This window comes from Bradyrhizobium sp. Leo78 (genome assembly GCF_059512425.1).
In genome coordinates, this window is record NZ_JCAMOT010000004.1 from 1 (window position 1) to 21,616 (window position 21,616).

Sequence of the window (21,616 nt, forward strand, 5' to 3'; positions counted from 1 at the left end):
GCCACCACAAACCGCATCCGTTCATCCACAGCACAGGTCTCCATCCAACCCATCGGCAAGCTCCTCCTTGCCGATCAATTGACCTGTTACCCATGTCGCCGGTCTATTCTGTTACCTATGTAGCCGGTTAGGACCGCAATCCGGCCTCTCCCACAAGGGGAGAGGCGGACTTGAGAGCGCGGAGGCATTATACGTTATACGACTATAATGGAACGGCACGAGGTCGGGACGGCGATGGTATTTGGCAGGGAATAAGGCATTAGATTTGACGATAGTAGCTACAGATCACATGGCCACCTCTGCGCGCCAGCAGTTACGAGAATTTTTCCGCGGCATCGGCTTGCGGCAGGTTCGGCTCGCCTGCGGCACCATTCTGTTCGCTTATCTGGTCAGCCATTTCCTTAATCACGCGTTTGGCAATATCTCACTGGACGCACTGGCCTGGGGCGTCGAGTGGCACACCACCTTCTGGCAATTCCCACCTATCGCCTTCATCTTCTACAGCGCCTGCCTCGTGCATTCCGGGCTCGGCATCTGGGCGCTGTATCAGCGCCGCCAGTTCGGCTGGAAGGCGATCGAGCCGCTGCAGCTGCTGTTGGGCTTGAGCATCCCTTTCCTGATCATCGCCCATATCGTGGGCGTGCGGCTCAGCCATACGCTGTACGGGCACGAGAAGCTGTATCCGCAGGAACTCTATATATTCTTCGTCGGCGCGAAGCAGAGGCTGTGGCCGATGCTCGCGGTGCTGGTCATCGCCTGGGTGCACGGCTGCATCGGGCTATATTTCTGGCTGAGGATGCGCCGCTTCTTCAGACGCGCGGCGCCGTTTCTACTGGCGGCCGCCGTGCTGATCCCGACGCTGGCGCTGCTCGGCGTCTACCAGGGTGGACGCACCGTGATCGCCGACAGCACCGATCCCGCGTGGCGGCACGACAACCTGTCAGCGCAACATGTCGGTACGCTGGAGCAGGCTGACATGCTCGACCGCATCACCAGCGGCATTACGATCGGTTATGTCGGCCTGCTTGCCCTGGTGCTGCTCGCGCGCGGCGGACGCGCCATCCTTGAGCGGCGCGGCGGCATGATCAGCCTGTCCTACGGCAATGGCCGCACCGTCCGGGTCCCCAAGGGATTGAGCGTACTGGAGGCGAGCCTGCGCCACAACGTGCCGCATGCCTCGGTCTGTGGTGGCCGCGCGCGCTGCTCGACCTGCCGCATCCGCATCATCGGCGACTGCAGCATGCTGCCCGAGCCTTCGCCGCGCGAGGCCTTCGTGCTCGGCCGCGTCGGATCGACCGATCCCTCGGTCCGGCTCGCCTGCCAGCTCAAGCCGACCACCGACCTCTCCTTCTTCCAACTCTTCACCCCGCACACGATGTCGGCCAACGCGCATGCGTCGAACCCGACGCGGATCGGGCAGGAGCGCTATCTCGTCAGCCTGTTCGTCGACATGCGCGGCTCGACGCAACTTGCGGAAACGCGGCTGCCGTTCGACACCGTCTTCATCGTCAACCGCTTCCTCAGCGCGGTGTCGCAGGCAGTGATCGAGAGCGGCGGCCAGCCCAACCAGTTCGTCGGCGACGGCATGCTGGCGCTGTTCGGACTCGCGAGCAGCCGCCAGCAGGCCTGCCGGCAGGCACTGCGTGCGGCGGCGCAGATCGGCAAGAACATTGAGGAGCTGAACGAATTCCTGAGCCATGACCTGCCCGAGCCGATCCGCTTCGGCATCGGCATCCATGGCGGCGAGGTGATCGTCGGCGACATCGGCTATCGCGACCACATGGTGTTCACCGCGCTCGGCGACGCCGTCAATGTCGCGGCGCGATTGCAGGACATGACCAAGCTGCTCGGCTGCGAAGCCATCTTCTCGGAGGAGGTGCGCATCACGGCAGGGCTGGCCGCCGATGCGCTACCCAAACAGGAAGTCGCGATCCGCGGCCGCAACGAGCCGATGACCGTGCGCACGGTCGACGACACGCGCACGCTATCTGCGGTGGCGAGCGGCGATCAGGTGGTCGCGGCCTGACTATCATCTGCTAATCGCGGCGGCCGCTGCCGCATCGTCAACGTCGGCATGCACAGATAGTGAGCGCTGACTCACGAAGCTGCGGCCGCGCCAGATGCCCGAGACTTGCCGCGATTGGCCGATCTTTTCCACGGGAATGAACGGTAAATAGGCAAAAGGGCGCAAAAGCGCCGCGAAACGGCGTGTTTCTGCCAAAATCACGCGTGAGCTTTGCCCTACCAAGCGCGACGCAATCTGCGTTATCCTGCGCCTTGCGAACATGCCGGGGTGTGCGGGGACCGGCACGTTCGTTTAATTATTTGATTTTCCGCCGGAGACGACGTGAATGGCTAAAGGTACTGTTAAATGGTTCAACCCGACCAAGGGCTACGGATTCATTCAACCCTCATCGGGTGGCAAGGACATATTCGTTCATATCTCAGCGGTTCAGAAGGCCGGGCTTACGACGCTCAATGAGGGGCAGTCGGTCGAGTACGACGAGATCGCCAATCGTGGCCGGACATCGGCGGAGAATTTGAAAGTCTAGGATACCCAGCAAAGGTCGCACTCTCGGGGATGCGTCTGGGGGTGACGTCCAAACAAATTCCACCAGAGGGAAGCGTTCACAAGGAGCTGAGCGCGCGCATCTGCGCGTCGGCCACTTTCAGTCCTCCGTGACCCATTGGGCGACGGGCATGACGTCCGGCGGCTGCAGATAGCCACGCGGCCAGAGATCGACGGCCCATTCCACCTTGGTGGCGCGTTCGACCAGCACCGCGGTGTTGTGCGGCGTCTGCAGCACCAGCGTGTTGCCGCGGTAATGCGGATCGCCGACGATGTGGTGCTTCAATAGATTCCATTGCTGCAGGACTAGCAGCAGGCTCGTGGTGTTGCGGGTGGTGTCCCAGCAATCGTAATTGTGCTTGTCGTCGAAATAGCGGAAATCGGCCTTCGCCACGCGTTTGTCGGTGCCGATGATCGGGCCCATGCGGCGGTCGAACCACATCACCGCTTTTTGCACCGCAGCACGCTCGGCCGCCGCGGAGGCGCGGCCCGCATTCATGATCTGCGTCAGCGCGGCGCGGTCGGCGGCGCTGAAATCCAGGGTCTCGCGACGCCGGCAGACGAAGCCGTAGCAGACCGTCATCGCGTTCGCCGACGGGGGATAGATCGACACCGACGTGTAGAGCGCCTCGACCGCCGCGCTCATCTCGGCGGAAGCCGCAGGATACGCAAAGAGTGCCAGCAGGCCGGCGCAGACGCCTGCGAGCGTTGCGCGTGTGCCGCCTTTTCCTAGCTGATTGTTGTTGCTCATGCGCCCTGCCCCAAAGAGGCCCTGAGGATTAGCGCGGCCTCTTCGTCCTGCCAATATGGCAGCAGGGAAGCTGTGGATCACATCTTGCGAGCGAACGCGTTACGCAACCGGCAGCGGCGCGTCACGCTTGACCTCTTCCATCACGGCGTAAGTGCGCGTCTCCTTCACGCCGGGGAGCGCGAGCAGGCTCTCGCCGAGGAAGCGGCGATAGGCGGTCATGTCGGCGACGCGCGCCTTCACCAGATAATCGAAGCCGCCAGCGACCATGTGGCACTCCAGGACCTCAGGCGCGGCCCGCACGGCGCGCGCGAACTTTTCGAAGACATCGGGCGTCGTCTTGTCGAGCATCACCTCGACGAACACGAGCAGCCCGAGGCCCAGCCGGTGCGGATTGAGGCGGGCGCCGAACCCCTCGACAAATCCCTCGCGCTGCAGCCGCTTCAGCCGTTCGCCGACCGACGTCGGCGACAGCCCGATGCGCTCCGCCAGCTCGACATTGGCGATTCGGCCGTCGTCCTGCAGAATTTCGAGGATTTTGCGGTCCGTTTTATCTAAATCCGTCATGTATCAACCATAATAGTTGTATTGCCTTATTTTCTAAGGCATATGGACGAATATGTCTATCGAAATACGGTTCGGATGGAAGTAGAGTCTTGGTGGGTCTGAGGAAAACGCCATGCCGGTCGAATACGCTTCTCTTCCACCTTTCAGCGCGGCCTATGCGCCGGACGATGTCGCGATCGCGGCGCGGCTGCTGCCCGATGCGCGGCTCGGCACGGCGCAGGAAGCACGGATCGACGCCACCGCGACGCGGCTGATCGAGGCGATCCGCACCAATGACGATCCGCTGGGCGGCATCGAGGACATGCTGCGGGAATTCGCGCTCTCGACGAAGGAGGGCCTGGCGCTGATGGTGCTGGCGGAAGCCCTGCTGCGCGTGCCGGATGCACGGACCGCCGACCTGTTCATCGAGGACAAGCTGGGCCAAGGCGATTTCGTCAATCACGAGACCAAATCGACCGCGTTCCTGGTCAATGCCTCGGCCTGGGCGCTCGGCATGTCTGCGCGCGTGATCCAGCCGGGCGAAACGCCGCAGGGCACGATCGGGCGGCTGACCAAACGGCTTGGCGCGCCGGCGGTGCGTGCCGCCACGCGGCAGGCGATGCGGCTGATGGGCAGCCACTTCGTTCTCGGCGAGACCATCGAGGCGGCGCTGTCGCGGGCGCATTCGCAGTCGGCTGAGAAACCGCGCTATTCCTTCGACATGCTCGGCGAAGGCGCGCGCACCGCCGAGGACGCCGAGCGCTATTTCAATTCCTATGCGCGTGCAATCGAGGCGATCGGGCGCGCGGCGGACAGCCGTCCCCTGCCCGACCGGCCCGGCATTTCCGTCAAGCTCTCCGCGCTGCATCCGCGTTTCGAGGCGGTGAGCCACGGCCGCGTGATGGGTGAGCTGGTGCCGCGGCTGGTCGAACTCGCGCGGCAGGCCAAGGCGTTCAACCTGAACTTCACCGTCGACGCCGAAGAAGCCGACCGGCTGGAATTGTCGCTCGACGTGATCGCCGCGGCATTTGCCGACGATGCGCTTGCCGGCTGGGACGGCTTCGGCCTCGCCATCCAGGCCTATCAGAAGCGCGCCGGCGAGGTGATCGACTATGCCAGTCAGCTTGCGCAACGCCTGAACCGCCGGATGATGGTGCGGCTGGTCAAGGGAGCCTATTGGGACACCGAGATCAAGCGCGCGCAGGAGCGCGGGCTTGACGATTATCCGGTCTTCAGCCGCAAGGCGATGACGGATCTGAACTACGTCGCCTGCGCAAGGAAGCTGTTGGCGTTGCGGCCGCGGCTGTTTCCGCAATTCGCGACCCACAATGCGCTCACCGTCGCGACCATCCTGGAGCTGGCCGGCGACGGCAGCAGCTTCGAATTCCAGCGCCTGCATGGCATGGGCGAAGCGCTCTATGCGCAGCTTGCCAAGGATCGCCCCGATATCGCCTATCGCACCTACGCGCCGGTCGGCAGCCATCGCGACCTGCTCGCCTATCTGGTGCGACGGCTGCTCGAGAACGGCGCCAATTCGTCCTTCGTCGCGCTCGCGGCCGATGAAGCGGTGCCCGTGAAGACATTGCTGCGCCGGCCGGCCGACATCATCGGCACGGCAGAGCATGCGCGCCATCCGAACATCCCGCTGCCGCAGGATCTCTATCGGCCGGAGCGGCAGAATTCGCGCGGGATCGAGTTCGGCGAACGCGCCGCGCTGCATGGCCTGCTGACGGCGGTCGACGCCGAAACAGTGCCGACGGCTGCCAGCAGCGAGGTCACGCCCGAACAAGCGAATGCCGCAGTCGCCGCGGCGCGCGGCGGTTTTGCCCGCTGGAGCCGTACGCCGGCCGAGACGCGCGCTCAAATCCTCGAACGCGCCGCGGAGCTGTTGCAGCAACGTGCCGCGCATTTCATCGCGCTGCTGCAGCGCGAAGGCGGCAAGACGCTGGATGACGCGCTCTCCGAGGTGCGGGAGGCTACCGATTTCTGCCGCTACTACGCCGCGCAGGGCCGCAAGCTGTTCGGCGACGGCGAGGCGATGCCGGGACCGACCGGCGAGAGCAACATGCTCGTCTTGCGCGGCCGCGGCGTCTTCGTCGCGATCTCGCCGTGGAATTTTCCATTGGCGATCTTTCTCGGCCAGGTGACATCCGCGCTGATGGCAGGCAATTCGGTGGTGGCAAAGCCGGCCGAGCAGACGCCGTTGATCGCAACTGAGGCAGTCGCGCTATTGCACGAGGCGGGCGTGCCTGCTTCCGCCCTGCAGCTCGTGCAAGGCGACGGCCGGATCGGCGCGGCCCTGGTGGCGCATCCTGACATCGCAGGCGTCGTCTTCACCGGCTCGACCGAAGTCGCGCGATCGATCAACCGCACGCTGGCCGCCAAGGACGGCCCGATCGTGCCGCTGATCGCCGAGACCGGCGGCATCAATGCGATGATCGTCGATGCCACCGCGCTCCCCGAGCAGGTCGCCGACGATGTCGTGACCTCGGCGTTCCGCTCCGCCGGACAGCGTTGCTCGGCGCTGCGGCTGCTGTTCGTCCAGGACGACGTCGCCGACCGCACGATCGAGATGATCGCGGGCGCGGCGCGCGAATTGAAACTTGGCGATCCCACCGATCCCTCAACCCATGTCGGACCGGTGATCGATGCGGAGGCAAAACAGCGGCTCGATGCGCACATCGCGCGGATGAAGCGGGAGGCGCGCGTGCATTTCGCCGGCACTGCACCGGAGGGCAACTTCGTCGCGCCGCATATCTTCGAACTGGCGAGCGCTAGCCAGCTCACCGAAGAGGTGTTCGGCCCGATCCTGCACGTGGTGCGCTATCGCGCGGAAAATCTTGATGACGTGCTGCGTGCGATCGAAGCGACGGGCTACGGGCTGACGCTCGGCGTCCACTCGCGCATCGACGACGCCGTCGAGGATATCGTCGAGCGCCTTTCGGTCGGTAACATCTACGTCAATCGCAACATGATCGGCGCTGTCGTCGGCGTGCAGCCTTTCGGCGGCTGCGGTCTCTCCGGCACCGGGCCCAAGGCCGGCGGCCCGCATTATCTGGCGCGGTTTGCGACCGAGCAGACCGTGACGATCAATACGGCGGCAGCCGGCGGCAATGCGGCGCTGCTGGCGGGCGGGGAGTAAGCCAACGCCGCAATGACGGGCTAGCACCGCTGTCCGCCCCTCATGGTGAGGAGCGCGCAGCGCGTCTCGAACCATGAGGCCCCGCCGGGGCCCTTGCCCTTCGAGACGAGCGCTCCGCGCTCTCGGGGATAGATTGGAATGCGCGGCTCTCTCCACGTCGTTGCGAGCGAAGCGGAGCAATCCATCTCTCCATGCTCGCGGAGGCATGGATTGCTTCGTCGCTCCGCTCCTCGCAATGACGGCCGAAACAGCCGTTGCATCCCCCACCCCAGATAGGTCAAATGTCGCTTCCTCGGGATCATCGGCAGCGGTAATTCCGCCTCATGAACAACAGCAACAAACGTCACGGGAGCGACGGCACGATGGAAAAAGGCATCTTTGAAGGCTTGAAGGTTCTGGACTGCGCGAGCTTCATTGCGGCGCCGGCGGCCGCGACCGTGCTGTCCGACTTCGGCGCCGATGTGGTCAAGATCGAGCCGCCCGGGGCCGGCGATCCCTACCGCAACCTGCCGAACCTGCCCGGCTATCCCCACACCGAGCACAATTTCGCCTGGCTCCTGGAAGCGCGCAACAAGAAGAGCCTGGCGCTCGACCTCACCAAGCCGGAGGCGCAGGCGGTGCTGTACAAGCTCGTCACTGAAGCCGACGTCTTCATCACCAACATGCCGCCGCAGGTGCGGGCCAAGCTCGGCATCACCCACGATCATCTCGCCCATCTCAACGACCGCCTGATCTACGCCTCCTTCACCGGCTATGGCGAAAAGGGCGAGGAAGCCAACAAGCCGGGCTTCGACAGCAACGCCTATTGGGCGCGCTCCGGCCTGATGGACCTGGTGCGCGCAGATGAGGACACCACGCCAGCGCGCTCAGTCGCCGGCATGGGCGACCACCCCTGCGCGATGGCGTTCTACGGCGCGATCGTCACCGCGCTGTTCAAGCGCGAACGCACCGGCAAGGGCTCGCACGTCTCGACCAATCTGATGGCGAACGGCGTCTGGGCTAACAGCGTGCTGGCGCAGGCAAAGCTTTGCGGCGCGAAATTCTCCAAGCGCAAGCCGCGCGAAGAGGCGTTGAACGCGGTGACCAACCACTACAAGTGCAAGGACGGCCGCTGGATCATCCTGTCGCTGCTCAACGAGGAACGGCAATGGCCGACGCTGGCGCGCTGCCTGGGCCGCGAGGACCTCGTTGCCGACGAACGCTTCGCCACCAAGGCCGGCCGCCATGCCCGCTCGGTGGAACTGATCAAGATCCTCGACGAAGTCTTCGCAACCCGCGACCTCGCCGAGTGGCGCAAGATCCTCGACGGCAGTGGTCTCGTGTTCGGCGTGGTCGGCATCCTCGACGATATCCCAACCGACAAGCAGATGATCGAGAACGAAGTGCTGGTGCGATTCGAGAACGACACCATGCTGACCGTCAACAGCCCGATCTTCATCGACGGCGAGAAAAAGGTGCAGCCGCGCAAGCCCCCGGAAGTCGGCGAGCACTCGGATGAGATCCTGCGCCAGGCGGGCTATGACGAGGCCGATATCAGGAAGCTGCGTGCCGCGGGCGCGGTGGCGTGAATTAGCCCCCCGAACCTACCACGTCGTCACGCCCGGGCTCGTCCCGGGCATCCCCGCCCTTGCTCCTCAGGGAGAGAAGAACGTGGATGGCCGGGTCAAGCCCGGCCATGACGGAGAGAGTGATACGCGAAGCATTCCGTCATTGCGAGCGAAGCGAAGCAATCCATAGCTCCGCAGTGGCAAGCATGGATTGCTCCCTCGCTATCGCTCCTCGCAATGACGCGACATTGACGCGGCCCTACTCCTTCCCGATCAGTCCCTCGACCAACTCGAGCAGCGCCGCCCTGGTCTCCTGCCGGAAGTTGCGGCGCGGGATGGCGAGTTGCTGCAGCAGGATTCCGATCAGCGCGGCAACGAACAGCTCGGCATGCGCGCGTGGGCTCATCGAGCCGGCTGCGCGCAGCGCGAGCTCGGAGCTTTGCCGCCAGGTGTCGAACCATTCGGCCACGATGGGCCGGTAGCGCTCGCTGCGTGCGGCGGCCAGGAACACCTCATAGCAGGCAATGTGAATGTCCGCTTGCGTCTTCAGTTCCTGCCCGTACCAGCCGACGAGTTCTTCGATCCAGGCTTCGGCATCGAACGCCTTGCTTTGCAAGCTGAGCGCCAAGGCCTGCAGCCGGCCGACCTCGCGCGTCAATGCAAAGCGCAGCGCTGCGTCGACCAAAATATCGCGCGTGGCAAAATGATGCGTTACGGCGCCGAGCGACATGCCGGCTTCGGCCGCGACCGCGCGATGGGTCACGCGATCGATGCCGGAACGGCCGATGATACGCAGGGTCGCCTCCATCAGCGGACGCTCGCGCGCGCTTATCTCCTGGTCGGCCTCTCTCGCCAATGTGACTCCTGTTGCATTGCTGCCCTGCACCGCCTACAGAACAAATGTTCTGTTTTTCGAATTGTACGTATCGTAGCCTGTGCTGGCAAGTCGGACCAACGAACAGGAGCGCCCTATGCCTGCCTACCGGCTACACTACTTCCCGGAGTCCGGGAACAGCTACAAGCTCGCGCTGATGCTGACATTGTGCGGCGAGACGTTCGAGGGCGTGTGGACCGATTTCGGCGGCGGCGTGACGCGGACTGCGGAATGGCGCGCCAACGTCAACCCGATGGGCGAGATCCCGGTGCTGGAGGAGGACGGCATGCGCCTGACCCAGACCGCGCCGATCCTGTTGAAGCTCGCCGAGCAATATGGCCGGTTTGGCGCCGGCAATGCGCAGGAACAGTTCGAGCTGCTGCGTTGGCTGTTCTGGGACAATCACAAGCTCACCGGCTACATGGCGACCTACCGCTTCCAGCGCACCTTCATGCCGTCGCCGAATCCGGATGTGCTGAAGTTTCTGCGCGGGCGGATCGACGATTATCTCGGCATCCTCGAGCGGCATCTGCAGGACAAAGCCTTCGTGCTCGGCGAGCGGCCGACGGTGACCGATTTCTCGATGATGGCCTATCTGCATTATCCGAGCGACGAGACCGGCTATGAGTTCGCCAAGAGCCATCCGGCCATTCATGCGTGGCTAGGCCGCATCGCGGCGCTTCCGGGTTGGAAGTCGGCTTACGATCTGTTGCCGGGGAAGCGATTGAAGCACTGCGCGTGAGATCCCTTCTCCCCTTGTGGGAGAAGGTGGCGCGAAGCGCCGGATGAAGGGTTGTCCCCGCGGGCACTGTGCGCGTGGAGGGAACCCCTCACCCGAGTGAGTTCGTTGCCGATCTCAGAGCTGCCCTCTCCCACAAGGGAGAGGGCGCATCAACGGGCGTCCGCAGAGCTACCCGGGCTACAAGACTCTAGCGGCTGAGCCACGCCCAGACGATGCCGGCGGCAATCGCGGCGATGATGATGGTGACGGCGATAGCCCAGGTGCTGACGCGGACGGCGCCGATCATCTGCCGCTCGGCCTCGTTCTCGGCGATCTCGCGGTTGCGGTCTTTGTCGTCGGATGCGCTCATGGGCGGCCTCCGAGTGTCAACATAGCATGGCTTTACGGGCTTTTGATGAAGCACATGCCAATGCGCGAGGTCTTGCCGGCGGCCTGGCAGGCGAGCCCCTCGGCGCAGGTCCAGCTCTGAAAACTCGGGTCGTTGTCGGCGGGCTTCGCGCTTTGCTGATAGCAATGGGCGCCCCAGCCGTCTTCATATTCGGTGCCGGCAAGCTCGGTGCTGCCGCGTAGCTGCGGGCGGTTGGAGAAGCCACGGGAGAAGTCCGGCTGCGCGCCGCGGGCAAATGCAGAAAGGATGTCGCGGCGGCGGATTTGGTCGCCGAAGAAATGCGGCGAGGCCGGCACCACCGTCGTGTTCGACGGCTTGGCCGCCATCCAGTCGACACCGGGGAAATGGAAGCCGCCGATGCCGCGAGTCTGGTGGCATCCGGCGCAGGTGATATCGTTGAGCCGGCGTTCGAAGCCCGCGACCGAGCCGATGTTCTGCAACCTGGTGCCGTCTTGCGCCGCCTTCTTCAGCGCACCGACAACATCATTGTCATCAAATGCAGCCGAGCTGCTTTCAGCCCGCATCATCCCATATTCGGGCAGCAGTTCCGAAAGGTCGAAGCCAACAGGTGTCGGCGCGATCGCAGCCCTGGCGAGGAATTTCTCCGGGATCAGGATCGTGCCGCGGTCGAGCTCGGCGAAATGCCTGGGATCGAGCAGCCAGCTCTTGAATTCTTGCTTCAGGTTTTCATCGGCGAGGATGCGGTCGCGATCGATCTGGTTCTCCAGCGGCGCTTCCTCGAAGCGGCCAGTGTCGCTGACATAGTTGAACACTTTCAAGAGATAGTCGGTGCGGAAATCGCGGGTTGGCGATTTCGGCGCATGGGCGATCTGCAGATTGGTCTCGATCTGCTTGATATTCTCATACCCAATCAAGTCGAGAGGACCATCCTTGCCGGCGAGCATTTCAAGTCCGCCCTCCTCCGCCGACGAAACGTCGCTAATGGCAAGCCAGCGGCGCGCAATCTCGCGGCAAGTGATCGCAGCACCGTTTCGATCGCGCGCGCCTTCGCCCTTCGCTCTCAAGACCAGATTGAGCGTCATCGGCAGGCGCTGCGAGACCGCGTTCTCGCCGATCACAGGCGCATCCACGCGTGTCAATCGATAGATCAGGCGGATTTCGCCGCAGCTTTCGGGTGAGACATAGGCGCGGTCCATGCGGTTGACGATGCCGGCCAGCACGAAGCGCGTCGTGGCTGAGTAAAGCTGCGCGCGATCGAACAGCTGGAACGCGAAGCCGTCGCCGACCCCGATGGTTTCGTTCGGAAGATCTTGCTTGTGCTTTGCGATGTAGCGATCGAACTCGCGGTCGAGCGCGGCGCGGATCGACGCCATCGACGGCAGCGCGAACAGTTCGGCGTTGTCGAGTGGAAGATCGACAGGTCGCTGCGGCGACAGCATGTGGGCGAGACCGAACCTGCCGTGATCGAGATCACGGAGCACTGATGGGTCGGTGATTGCGGTGCCGCGTTCCAGCGCCTCGTCCTGCGCGGCGCGCGCCAAGGCGCCGCACAACAGGGCGAGCAGGATCGTGAGGAAACGCAGCGCACGGCTCATGCCCCACTAACACCGCGCTGAGGGGCGTATTCAAGTCAAAACCCGGCTCACATCGCGGTGAGGACGTAGCCCGGGTGGAGCGATAGCGTAACCCGGGACCACTCGTTGATGCAGGCGTCCCGGGTTGCGCTGCGCTCCACCCGGGCTACGAGAGCTGCAAACTAGCGCGCGACGATCAGGCCCTTGCTGGTGACGACCACCCAGCGGCCGTCCTGTCGGCGGATCGCGTCGACGCGGCCGAGGCCGGGAACGGGATCGCCGGCATAGACCTCGTAGAGGCCGCGGCGGCCTTCGATCAGTGCGCCGCCATTGCTGACATCGCGCAGCACCCAACCGTCCACGGTCGGCAGCCGGCCGACTTCGGGCTTCGGAGCCGCGGCAGCCGCCGTGGTCGCCGGCGGCGTCACACTCCCGGTCACGTCCTTGGCCGCAGCGGGCTGAGCCGCGGCAACCGCGGCCGGCGCGGCTGAAGCTGCCTTCAGCTTCTCGACGGTCTCGCTGAGCTTGGCGATTTTCGCGGCCGGCTCTCCTTGCGCCTTCTCGAGCTTGTCGAGGCGATCATTGGTCTTGCTGAACTGGCTCGTTCCGGTCTTGGAGGCGTGCTCGAGCCCGGCTTTCAGTGCGGTGACATCGGCATCGATGCGCGCGAGCGAGGCTTCGAGCGCGGTGTCCTTCGGCGGCACTACCACTGCTGCCGTCGCGGGCTTGGTGTAATAGCCGAGGCCTGCGGTGGCGAGCGCGCCGCCGATGGCGCCTGCCGCGGTCGCGAGTGCGACGACTGCCGCCATTGCGGCGAAACGGCGCTTGCCCGACGATGCCGGCTGCTCGTCATTGACGGGCTTGGCGGCCACGCCTTCGTCGTCCCAGATGCGCTCGCCCGGCGACATGATCATGAGCTTGCCGGGGGTGCGCGGTGCTTCTGCTGCGGCCGGCTCGATCCGGGTTGGCTCGACCTTGGGCGCTTCTGCCTTGACGGCTTCGAACTTGGGAGTGTCGGATTTGGGCGCTTCAAAGTTGGGCGCCTCGAACTTGGGAGCGTCCGCTTTGGGCGCCGTCTCTTCCTGGTTGGCTGCGATTTCCGAAGACGCGGACGCCGACACCGGCTCACTTGCGGCGGACGGAGCGGCCGGCCCGGCGCCGCTGGCGCCGGCTTCAGCTTGGATCGGGGCGCGCTCTTGCTCACTCACGTTCAAAGTCTCCAGATTAGGTTGACAATTTGGTAACTTTTATTGCTTGCGAAATCGTTACTGGCTGGAGGTCTTACCGAAATTTTAAGGAACTTTCCGGGCCATCACGACGTGCATCACTGACTGTGAAGCAGATGACGTCAATTTTGAGGAAGTCCGGATGAACCGGACATGACTGGAACTGCGGCGGTATCGAGACGCCGATTGTCGCCGCCGTCATTCCGGGATGCGCCCCCTTTCGGCGCAGGCCCGGAATCTATCAGGCCGCATACACCTCTGGCGAAATGGATTCCGGGTTCGCTTCGCGCCTCGGAATGACCGCCACTTACATCACCACCGGCGCATCCGGCAGTTCGTTGGGGCCGCGGCCCTGCGGCGGGAAATGCCTGGCGAGTTCGCGTGAGACGGCTTCGATGCCCTTGATCGTGCCGCGCTCGAAATGGCCGGCACGGAAATCTTCTTCCATTATGCGACAAATCGCCTCCCAGCCGTCCGCGCCCACCTTGGCGTGGATGCCGCGGTCCGCGACGATCTCGACGTCGCGGTCGGCGAGCAGGAGGTAGATCAACACGCCGTTATTGTGTGCGGTGTCCCAGATGCGCAGATGCGCAAACACATCGAGTGCGCGCTCGCGCGCCAACTGATTGCGCAACAACGGCACGCCGTCGAGCGCACCTTCAACGACGAAACGGATCTGGCCGGAATGGGTGGCTTCGCCCGCCTTGATCGCCTGTTCGATTGCGTCGAGCACGCGCGGCGGAAACAGACGCCGCGTCCGCCAGCGGTGTTCGACGAGGTGCCTGCAGATGCGCCGGATGTCCATGCTACCAGCTCCCCGATGCACCGCCGCCGCCAAAGCTGCCGCCCCTGCCGCTGAAGCCGCCGTCCCCATTGTCGCGGGAGCCGCGGCCGCCGCCGGGCCAGGAGCCGCCATAGCCGCCGCCCGGCCAGCCGCCGCGCTGATAACCGCCCGGACCGCCCCAGCCCCAGCTACCGGCGACTAAGGTGACGACCACAGCGATGATGGCAAGCAGCACCGCGGCGGCAGCTGAGCCTGCAAGCATCCAGGCGAAAAAGCCGACGATGCCGCCGGTGGCGGCGGCGCCGAGCAGCCGCCCGAGCATCGTGCGCAGAAACGAGCCCAGCACGAAGATTCCGACGATGACGAAGGGATTGAACGGATCGATCTGGTTGAAGACGTCGTGCTCCTGCCAAGGTTCGGGCTCCGGCGCCGGCAACTGTTCGCCGTCGACAAGGCGGATCATCCGGTTGATGCCGGCTGCGATGCCGCCAGCGAAGTCGCCGGTCTTGAATTTCGGCGTGATGACTTCGTCGATGATGCGCCTTGTGGTCGCATCCGTGAGCACGCCTTCAAGGCCATAGCCGACCTCGATGCGCAGATGGCGGTCGTTCTTGGCGATGACGAGCAACGCGCCGTCGTCGATTTTCCTGCGGCCGATCTTCCAGGCTTCAGCAACGCGGATCGAGAACTGCTCGATGGTCTCTTCGCCCGTGGTTGGCACGATCAGCACCGCGATCTGGCTGCCCTTACGCTTCTCGAGATCCTCGAGCGTCTGCGTCAGCGAGGCGATGTCGCCGGGCGATAGCGTTCCCGTCGTATCGACGACGCGGCCAGTGAGCGGCGGCACCGCGACGTCTGCGAAGGCTGGAAAAATCCAGCCCACCAGCAGCGCAAGCAGGATGGCGCGTGCAGCATTCATCGGAAGCGGATCGCGTTGAATTATTTCGCTGGCGCCGGCGAAGGCGATGGATTGAAGTCGACCTTCGGCGCCACCGAAATCTCTCTCTCGTTTTCGACCGTAAAGTTCGGCCTCTCCTTATAGCCGAACAGCATCGCGGTGAGGTTGGTCGGGAAGGTGCGGATGCCGACGTTATATTCCTGCACCGCCTTGATGTAGCGGTTGCGCGCCACCGTGATGCGGTTCTCGGTGCCTTCGAGCTGCGACACCAGATCGCGGAACAGCGCGTCCGACTTGAGCTGGGGATAGTTCTCAGTCACGACCAGAAGCCGTGACAGCGCGCCCGTGAGTTCGCCCTGGGCCTGCGTGAATTTCTGGAACGCGGCGGGGTCGTTCAGCACTTCCGGCGTTGCCTGGATGCTGCCGACCTTGGCGCGCGCATTGGTGACGCCGAGCAGCACGTCCTTCTCCTGCTGCGCAAAACCTTTCACAGTATTGACGAGATTGGGCACGAGATCGGCGCGGCGCTGATACTGGTTGACCACTTCCGACCAGCTCGACTTGACCTGCTCGTCATTGGACTGGATCGCGTTGTAGCCGCAATTGGTCAGGCTCAATGTCGCCAGCGCCGCCAGCACGCTCCAAAATTTCCGCATCGCAATTCTCCCGGTCTGCGTTCGCGCTAGAGTAGCAGATCGGGCGCGCAGGCGCATCTTTTCGTCATTCCGGGGCGTGCCAACGGGTCCGCGCGAAGCGCGGCCCCGATGACAGACTCCGCACGAACCCGGAATCCATCAGGCCGCATGTGCAAGCGGTGAAATGGATTCCGGGCTCGCGCTGCGCGCGCCCCGGAATGACGAGCGGAGAGAACGGAGTTAGGCCTTGGCCTTGGCGTCCTGAATCGCTTGCCAGATCTTTGCCGGCGTCAGCGGAGTGTTGAGCTTCGTGATGCCAAGCTCGCTCAGCGCGTCCATCACGCCGTTGGTGATGCAGGGCGGCCCGCCGATCGCGCCGGATTCGCCGCAGCCCTTGGCGCCGAGCGGATTGGTCTTGCACGGCGCGGACGGATCGAGCGTGACCACGATCGGCGGCACATCGGCTGCGCGCGGCACGCAATAATCCTGATAGGTCGCGGTCAGGAGCTGGCCTTCCTCGCTATAGGCGACGCCCTCATAGAGCGCCTGCCCGATGCCTTGCGCGACGCCGCCATGAATCTGGCCTGTGACCAGCATCGGATTGACGGCGATGCCGACGTCGTCGACCGTGGTGTAGCGCACCACACGCGTGACGCCGGTTTCCGGATCGATCTCGACCTCACAGATATGCGTGCCGTTCGGCCAGCTCGGGCCGTCAACCTCGCCCTGGCTGTCGACCGAGAGCCGCGCGCTGTCTTCCTTCTTGGCGATTTCGAACAGGCTGACGCGCTTGTCGGTGCCGACCACGGTGAGGAAACCGTCGCGGTATTCGATATCCTCGACCGAGGCTTCGAGCGCGTTGGACGCCTTCTCACGCGCCTTGTTGATCATGTCGTTGGTCGAGACAGCCACGGCCGTGCCGCCGACGAACAGCGAGCGCGAGCCGACGCTGCCGAAACCGGTGGCCAGATCCGTGTCGCCCTGCACGACGTCGATCTTGTCCAGGGGAATGCCGAGCGTATCCGAGATCATCTGGGTATAGGTGGTCTGCAGGCCCTGCCCCATCGCCATGGTGCCGGAATGCAGGATGATGCGCCCCTCCGCGGTCGCATGCAGGCTGACCTTTTCGGTGTGCGCGCGGCCGCCGGTCCATTCGATGTAGCTGGTCAAGCCGCGGCCGTAGAGCAGGCCCTTCTTCTTGGCGGCCTTCTTGCGCGCGGTAAAGCCGTTCCAATCGGCGAGATCGGAGGCGCGCTCCAGCATGTGAGCGAAGGCGCCGGAGTCATAGACCTGGCCGACCGCGTTGGTGTAGGGCAGTTGCGCCGGCTTGATGTAGTTGACTTTGCGGATGGTGCGCGGGTCCATGCCGATCTGGCGCGCCGCGGCGTCGAACAGACGCTCAACGATGAACACCGCTTCCGGCCGGCCCGCGCCGCGATAGGCGCCGACCGGCGCGGTGTGGGTCATCACCGACTTCACCTCGAAATGCACCAGCGGCAGATCGTAGACGCCGGTCTGCACGAACGGCCCGAGCACCAGCGGAATGATGTTGCCCGCGCCGGTGGAATAGGCGCCGGTGCCGCCGATCGAGCGCACGCGATAGGCAAGCACGCGGCCCTTGGCATCGAGCGCGAACTCGCCGGTCGAGGTGAGGTCGCGGCCATGGGTGCCGCCGACGAAATCGTCGGTGCGGTCGCCGCGCCAGCGGATCTTCTTGTTCAGCTTGGTGGCGGCATAGGCGACGATGCCGTCTTCCGGATAGAGATTGGTCTTCTGCCCAAAGCCGCCGCCGATATCGCCGACGAGCACGCGAACGCTTTCCTTCGGCCGCTTCAGAATCGCTTCCGCCAGCACGTCGCGGGTCGAGCCCGGAGTCTGTGACTGCACATGCAGGATCAGGCGGCCGGTCTTCTTCTCGATCTCGGCGATGGTCGAACGCGGCTCCATTGCCGACGGCACCAGGCGCTGGCTGACGAGATCGAGCGAGACGACATGGTCTGCCTTCGCGAAGGCTTCCTCGACCTTGGCGGCATCGCCATAGCTCATGGCGGCGACGATATTGTCGGGCGCATCCGGCCACACCAGAGGCGCACCAGGCTTGATCGCCTCGACCGGATCGACCACCGAGGGCAGCACGTCGTAATCGACCACGATCGCTTCGGACGCGGTCTGCGCCAGCACGCGCGAGGTTGCGACCACGACCGCTACCGGCTCACCGGCAAAGCGCACCACTTCATGCGCGAGCAGGCGACGCGGCGGCACCGTCATCGGCGAGCCGTCCGGCCGCTTGAAGATCGCAAGCGTCGGAATGGTGCCGATGTCATCGGCCACGAGATCGGCGCCGGTATAAACCGCCTCGACGCCAGGCATTTCCTTCGCCGCGCTGACATCGATCGAAACAACCTTGGCGTGGGCATGCGGCGAGCGCAGCACATGCAGCCACAACGCGCCGTCTTCCGGCCTGTCGTCGATGAACTGTCCCTTCCCGGTGAGCAACCGTTGGTCCTCCAAACGCTTGACCGGCTGGCCCGCACCGAAACGCAAATTACCGGGAAGAATGTTCATCAGTTCGTCCTTCAAGTCTTCTTAAGATGGTGGGCGTTTTACCGGATTTTTGCCGCGACACAACCGACGGCGGACGAGAGCAGACGCGCCATCCCGCCGGCGCATGAGAAGCATGGATGACCCCTCGCAGACCAATGACAGGAATTTTATTGCGTGCGGCCGATGTCGACGATGTCGACATTGATATCGCGCGTCTCCGAGCCGCGCTTCAGGCTGAGCCGCACCGGCTTCCCGGCACCGATCTGCTCGAGTTGATCGGTCAGGTCGGAGAGGCGGTGGACCGGCTTGCCGTCGGCCGCCGTGATGACGTCGCCCAAATTGCCGGAAGAAAGATCGACGCCGCGAATTCCGGCACGCTCTGCCGGAGAACCGGGCGCGGTGCGCACAACGATCACGCCTTCGGTGCCCAGCCGAGTGGCAACGGCCTCGCTTGCGGCGACAATGCCTATGCCCGGCGTGGGCACACGGCCATTGCGGATCAGTTCGGGGACCACGCGGTTGACGATATCGACCGGAACGGCAAAGCCGATGCCGGCGTTCGATCCCGACGGCGAGAGGATCGCCGTCGTCACGCCGATCAGCCTTCCGGCAGAATCCAGCAGCGGCCCGCCCGAATTGCCAGGATTGATCGCGGTATCGGTCTGGATCACGTTGGCGATCTCGCGCCCGGTGGAGGTTGGCAGGCGGCGCTTGAGCGCGCTGATGATGCCGCTGGTCAGGGATTGATCGAGGCCGAACGGATTGCCGATCGCAAACGCAAATTGCCCGACCTTAAGCTCGGCCGAACTGCCGAGCGCAACCGGCGGCGGCAGCGTGCGCGCGCCCCTGATCCGCAGCACCGCCAGATCATAATTCGGCGCGGTGCCGACAAGCTCGGCGCGCGCCACCTCGCCCGAGGCAAAGCGGATCGCGAGCGCGCTCGCCTCCTGCACGACGTGGTTATTGGTGACGACATGACCGTCATTGTCCCAGACAAATCCGGTTCCGGATGATCCGCCGCCTTCAGCCTCCTCACTGAGCGGATTGGCGGCGGACTGCGCCGCCACCTGCACGACCGAAGGCGAGACCCGCTCGAAGATCTCGATATTGGCGCGCTCGGCATCGGAGAGCGGGCCACGCTGCTCGACCGAGCGGGCGGCCGAACTCGTCCACGGCGCATTGCGAATATTGCTGAGGGTCAAAGCCGCCAGGATGGCCGCGACCACAGCGAGAACAACAACATAGCGACGATTCATCGGCATCTGATCTCCCCGGCAACAAACGCGATAATTGTCCGGAGGTTTCTAGTGCTTGAAGTTACCACAACGTCGCATTAGCGCGTCTTCACCCTTCCCGACCTAGCGCCATTTGTCGCGCTGAGGGTTGAAACCCGGCCGCCAAGCGCTAGTTGTTCCATTATATTAGAGTGTCGGCCGCCCGCTCGGGCACGTCCAGGGCCCACATCCAAGGCTATCGGGACCGACGCTTGGAGCGGCCCATATCGGTGTTGATCGGAGGGCGGTCATGAACAACAACAAGATGCGTTTCAATATCGGATACGCGATTGCAGCGATATTCGGTATCCTGCTTGTTCAGTACGTCTATATCAGCGCCAGCAAGATCGCTGCCATCCCCTACAGCGAATATCAGCAATTGCTGCGCGAGGGAAAAATCGAGAGCGTCGGCATCTCCGACCGCACACTTCAGGGCACCTTGAAGGAGCCGCTGCCCGGCGGACAGAAGCAGTTCATCACCACGCGCGTCGATCCGGAGGTCGCGCAACAACTCGAGAAATATAACGTCCGCTTCACCGGGCAGATCGAGAGCACCTTCCTGCGCGATCTGCTCTCGTGGATCATGCCGGTGCTGTTGTTCTTCGGCCTGTGGTGGTTCATCGCCAGGCGCGCCGCGCAAGGCGGAGGCCTCGGCGGCGGGCTGATGTCGATCGGAAAGAGCAAGGCCAAGATCTATGTCGAAGCCGATACCGGCGTGAATTTCAGCGATGTCGCCGGCGTCGACGAAGCCAAGGACGAACTGCGCGAGGTGGTCGATTTCCTGAAGAATCCGACCGAGTACGGCCGGCTCGGCGGGCGCATGCCCAAGGGCGTGCTGCTGGTCGGCCCGCCCGGCACCGGCAAGACGCTGCTCGCCAAGGCGGTCGCCGGCGAGGCCAAGGTCCCGTTCTTCTCGATCTCGGGCTCCGAATTCGTTGAGATGTTCGTCGGCGTCGGTGCGGCGCGCGTGCGCGACCTGTTCCAGCAGGCGCACCAGAAGGCGCCCGCGATCATCTTCATCGACGAGCTCGATGCGCTCGGCCGCGCCCGCGGCATCGGCCCGTTCGCCGGCGGCCATGACGAAAAGGAGCAGACGCTGAACCAGCTCCTGGTCGAGCTCGACGGTTTTGACTCGCGCTCCGGCCTCGTGATCCTCGCCGCCACCAACCGGCCGGAAATCCTCGACCCGGCGCTGCTCCGCGCCGGCCGCTTCGACCGCCAGGTGCTGGTCGACCGCCCCGACAAGAAGGGACGCATCGACATCCTCAAGGTTCACATCAAGAAGGTGAAGCTTGCGCCCGGCGTCGATCCCGAGGCGGTCGCAGCGCTGACGCCGGGATTCACCGGCGCCGATCTCGCGAACCTCGTCAACGAGGCCGCGCTGCTGGCGACGCGCCGCGGCGGCGACGCTGTCACCATGAGCGACTTCACCAATGCGATCGAGCGCATGGTGGCCGGGCTCGAAAAGCGCAACCGGCTGCTCAATCCGAAGGAGCGCGAGATCGTCGCCTATCACGAGATGGGCCATGCGCTGGTGGCGCTGTCGCTGCCGGGTGTCGATCCCGTGCACAAGGTCTCGATCATTCCGCGCGGCGTCGGTGCACTCGGCTATACCATTCAACGTCCGATCGAGGATCGTTTCCTGATGACGAAGGAGGAACTGGAGAACAAGATGGCGGTGCTGCTCGGCGGCCGCGTCGCCGAGTTGATCGTGTTCGACCATCTTTCCACCGGCGCGGCCGACGATTTGCGCCGGGTGACCGATATCGCCCGCAGCATGGTGACCCGCTACGGCATGTCGGAAAAGCTCGGCAGCATCGCCTATGACCGCGAGCCCGGCAATTTCCTGGCCGGCGCCGACCGGCCCTACCCCATGCCGGAACGCGACTATGCGGAAGAGACCGCGGCCGTGGTCGACCACGAGGTGCGGGACATCGTCGAGCGCGTGTTCCAGCGCACCCAGGGCATCTTGAGCGCAAGGCGCGCTATCCTCGATCGGGCAGCGAAGAAGCTTTTGGAAAAGGAGACGCTGGAGCAGCGCGATTTGGAAGCGTTGATCCGGGAGGCACCTGAGGGACTTCGCGCGGTGTGAGCCGCGGATCCCCTTCCCTTCTGCCCTTGTGGGAGAAGGTGGCGCGCATGCAATGCGCGACGGATGAGGGAT

18 protein-coding genes are annotated in these 21,616 nt (G+C 64.3%); 6 read left to right on the forward strand and 12 right to left on the reverse strand.

What is annotated here, in order from left to right; translation table 11 throughout:
* Positions 1 to 289: 289 nt before the first annotated feature.
* Positions 290 to 2,026 (forward strand): adenylate/guanylate cyclase domain-containing protein, encoded by a 1,737-nt coding sequence (locus AC5ZG1_RS06570; RefSeq protein WP_496132333.1) that lies wholly within the window; start codon positions 290 to 292, stop codon positions 2,024 to 2,026.
* Positions 2,027 to 2,029: 3 nt separating this feature from the next.
* Here AC5ZG1_RS06570 and AC5ZG1_RS06575 read toward each other — a convergent pair whose 3' ends face one another.
* The gene (locus tag AC5ZG1_RS06575) at positions 2,030 to 2,227 is read right to left on the reverse strand and encodes a hypothetical protein (RefSeq protein ID WP_130222832.1); all 198 of its coding nucleotides are present in this window, start codon (positions 2,225 to 2,227) and stop codon (positions 2,030 to 2,032) included.
* 124 nt (positions 2,228 to 2,351) lie between these two features.
* On the opposite strand from AC5ZG1_RS06575, the gene AC5ZG1_RS06580 reads away from it, so the two are divergent.
* The gene (locus AC5ZG1_RS06580) at positions 2,352 to 2,552 is read left to right on the forward strand and encodes a cold-shock protein (protein WP_028161742.1); all 201 of its coding nucleotides are present in this window, start codon (positions 2,352 to 2,354) and stop codon (positions 2,550 to 2,552) included.
* 117 nt (positions 2,553 to 2,669) lie between these two features.
* On the opposite strand, the gene AC5ZG1_RS06585 is transcribed toward AC5ZG1_RS06580, so the two are convergent.
* The gene (locus AC5ZG1_RS06585; protein WP_165435029.1) at positions 2,670 to 3,320 is read right to left on the reverse strand and encodes a hypothetical protein; all 651 of its coding nucleotides are present in this window, start codon (positions 3,318 to 3,320) and stop codon (positions 2,670 to 2,672) included.
* Between the two features lie 99 nt (positions 3,321 to 3,419).
* Positions 3,420 to 3,884 (reverse strand): Lrp/AsnC ligand binding domain-containing protein, encoded by a 465-nt coding sequence (locus AC5ZG1_RS06590; protein WP_496132334.1) that lies wholly within the window; start codon positions 3,882 to 3,884, stop codon positions 3,420 to 3,422.
* Positions 3,885 to 3,996: 112 nt separating this feature from the next.
* Here AC5ZG1_RS06590 and putA point away from each other — a divergent pair, with 112 nt between their 5' ends.
* Together putA and AC5ZG1_RS06600 are read left to right on the forward strand one after the other, a co-directional pair.
* Positions 3,997 to 7,005, forward strand: coding sequence for a bifunctional proline dehydrogenase/L-glutamate gamma-semialdehyde dehydrogenase PutA (gene putA / locus AC5ZG1_RS06595; protein WP_496132335.1), 3,009 nt, complete (start codon positions 3,997 to 3,999; stop codon positions 7,003 to 7,005).
* Between the two features lie 362 nt (positions 7,006 to 7,367).
* Complete coding sequence (locus tag AC5ZG1_RS06600) at positions 7,368 to 8,573, forward strand: CaiB/BaiF CoA transferase family protein (RefSeq protein WP_496132336.1); 1,206 nt, start codon at positions 7,368 to 7,370, stop codon at positions 8,571 to 8,573.
* Between the two features lie 238 nt (positions 8,574 to 8,811).
* Here AC5ZG1_RS06600 and AC5ZG1_RS06605 read toward each other — a convergent pair whose 3' ends face one another.
* Positions 8,812 to 9,408 carry a TetR/AcrR family transcriptional regulator gene (locus AC5ZG1_RS06605; RefSeq protein ID WP_245474497.1) on the reverse strand — a complete coding sequence of 199 codons (597 nt, stop codon included), beginning with the start codon at positions 9,406 to 9,408 and terminating at the stop codon, positions 8,812 to 8,814.
* 115 nt (positions 9,409 to 9,523) lie between these two features.
* On the opposite strand from AC5ZG1_RS06605, the gene AC5ZG1_RS06610 reads away from it, so the two are divergent.
* Positions 9,524 to 10,168, forward strand: coding sequence for a glutathione S-transferase family protein (locus AC5ZG1_RS06610; RefSeq protein ID WP_496132337.1), 645 nt, complete (start codon positions 9,524 to 9,526; stop codon positions 10,166 to 10,168).
* A gap of 187 nt (positions 10,169 to 10,355) precedes the next feature.
* Here the strand turns inward: AC5ZG1_RS06610 and AC5ZG1_RS06615 are convergent, their stop codons facing one another.
* The 8 genes from AC5ZG1_RS06615 to AC5ZG1_RS06650 form a co-directional block, all read right to left on the reverse strand.
* Positions 10,356 to 10,517 carry a hypothetical protein gene (locus AC5ZG1_RS06615; protein ID WP_496132338.1) on the reverse strand — a complete coding sequence of 54 codons (162 nt, stop codon included), beginning with the start codon at positions 10,515 to 10,517 and terminating at the stop codon, positions 10,356 to 10,358.
* Positions 10,518 to 10,549: 32 nt separating this feature from the next.
* Positions 10,550 to 12,112 carry a hypothetical protein gene (locus AC5ZG1_RS06620; protein ID WP_496132339.1) on the reverse strand — a complete coding sequence of 521 codons (1,563 nt, stop codon included), beginning with the start codon at positions 12,110 to 12,112 and terminating at the stop codon, positions 10,550 to 10,552.
* A 161-nt stretch (positions 12,113 to 12,273) separates the two neighbouring features.
* A complete protein-coding gene (locus AC5ZG1_RS06625; protein ID WP_496132340.1) occupies positions 12,274 to 13,299 on the reverse strand; it encodes a hypothetical protein in 1,026 nt (341 codons plus the stop codon).
* 325 nt (positions 13,300 to 13,624) lie between these two features.
* Positions 13,625 to 14,122, reverse strand: a complete 498-nt coding sequence (locus tag AC5ZG1_RS06630) for a TPM domain-containing protein (RefSeq protein ID WP_496132341.1) — start codon at positions 14,120 to 14,122, stop codon at positions 13,625 to 13,627.
* Between the two features lies 1 nt (position 14,123).
* Entirely contained in the window at positions 14,124 to 15,020 is an 897-nt protein-coding gene (locus AC5ZG1_RS06635) for a TPM domain-containing protein (protein ID WP_496132342.1), read from the reverse strand.
* Positions 15,021 to 15,040: 20 nt separating this feature from the next.
* Entirely contained in the window at positions 15,041 to 15,655 is a 615-nt protein-coding gene (locus AC5ZG1_RS06640; protein WP_130222848.1) for a LemA family protein, read from the reverse strand.
* A gap of 219 nt (positions 15,656 to 15,874) precedes the next feature.
* On the reverse strand, positions 15,875 to 18,199 hold the full coding sequence (locus AC5ZG1_RS06645) for a xanthine dehydrogenase family protein molybdopterin-binding subunit (RefSeq protein WP_496132343.1): 2,325 nt from the start codon (positions 18,197 to 18,199) through the stop codon (positions 15,875 to 15,877).
* Between the two features lie 146 nt (positions 18,200 to 18,345).
* Complete coding sequence (locus AC5ZG1_RS06650) at positions 18,346 to 19,434, reverse strand: S1C family serine protease (RefSeq protein WP_130223061.1); 1,089 nt, start codon at positions 19,432 to 19,434, stop codon at positions 18,346 to 18,348.
* Positions 19,435 to 19,702: 268 nt separating this feature from the next.
* Between AC5ZG1_RS06650 and ftsH the strand changes: the two genes are divergently transcribed.
* Complete coding sequence (gene ftsH, locus AC5ZG1_RS06655) at positions 19,703 to 21,544, forward strand: ATP-dependent zinc metalloprotease FtsH (RefSeq protein WP_496132344.1); 1,842 nt, start codon at positions 19,703 to 19,705, stop codon at positions 21,542 to 21,544.
* Positions 21,545 to 21,616: the final 72 nt, after the last annotated feature.

Bases quoted from the DNA above. Each gene is read 5' to 3' on its own strand.
- AC5ZG1_RS06585 (WP_165435029.1), bottom strand. From the start codon at position 3,320: ATGAGCAACAACAATCAGCTAGGAAAAGGCGGCACACGCGCAACGCTC.
- AC5ZG1_RS06650 (WP_130223061.1), bottom strand. From the start codon at position 19,434: ATGAATCGTCGCTATGTTGTTGTTCTCGCTGTGGTCGCGGCCATCCTG.
- AC5ZG1_RS06615 (WP_496132338.1), bottom strand. From the start codon at position 10,517: ATGAGCGCATCCGACGACAAAGACCGCAACCGCGAGATCGCCGAGAAC.
- AC5ZG1_RS06635 (WP_496132342.1), bottom strand. From the start codon at position 15,020: ATGAATGCTGCACGCGCCATCCTGCTTGCGCTGCTGGTGGGCTGGATT.
- AC5ZG1_RS06630 (WP_496132341.1), bottom strand. From the start codon at position 14,122: ATGGACATCCGGCGCATCTGCAGGCACCTCGTCGAACACCGCTGGCGG.
- AC5ZG1_RS06570 (WP_496132333.1), top strand. From the start codon at position 290: ATGGCCACCTCTGCGCGCCAGCAGTTACGAGAATTTTTCCGCGGCATC.
- AC5ZG1_RS06600 (WP_496132336.1), top strand. From the start codon at position 7,368: ATGGAAAAAGGCATCTTTGAAGGCTTGAAGGTTCTGGACTGCGCGAGC.
- putA (WP_496132335.1), top strand. From the start codon at position 3,997: ATGCCGGTCGAATACGCTTCTCTTCCACCTTTCAGCGCGGCCTATGCG.
- AC5ZG1_RS06580 (WP_028161742.1), top strand. From the start codon at position 2,352: ATGGCTAAAGGTACTGTTAAATGGTTCAACCCGACCAAGGGCTACGGA.
- ftsH (WP_496132344.1), top strand. From the start codon at position 19,703: ATGAACAACAACAAGATGCGTTTCAATATCGGATACGCGATTGCAGCG.
- AC5ZG1_RS06620 (WP_496132339.1), bottom strand. From the start codon at position 12,112: ATGAGCCGTGCGCTGCGTTTCCTCACGATCCTGCTCGCCCTGTTGTGC.
- AC5ZG1_RS06645 (WP_496132343.1), bottom strand. From the start codon at position 18,199: ATGAACATTCTTCCCGGTAATTTGCGTTTCGGTGCGGGCCAGCCGGTC.
- AC5ZG1_RS06640 (WP_130222848.1), bottom strand. From the start codon at position 15,655: ATGCGGAAATTTTGGAGCGTGCTGGCGGCGCTGGCGACATTGAGCCTG.
- AC5ZG1_RS06590 (WP_496132334.1), bottom strand. From the start codon at position 3,884: ATGACGGATTTAGATAAAACGGACCGCAAAATCCTCGAAATTCTGCAG.
- AC5ZG1_RS06610 (WP_496132337.1), top strand. From the start codon at position 9,524: ATGCCTGCCTACCGGCTACACTACTTCCCGGAGTCCGGGAACAGCTAC.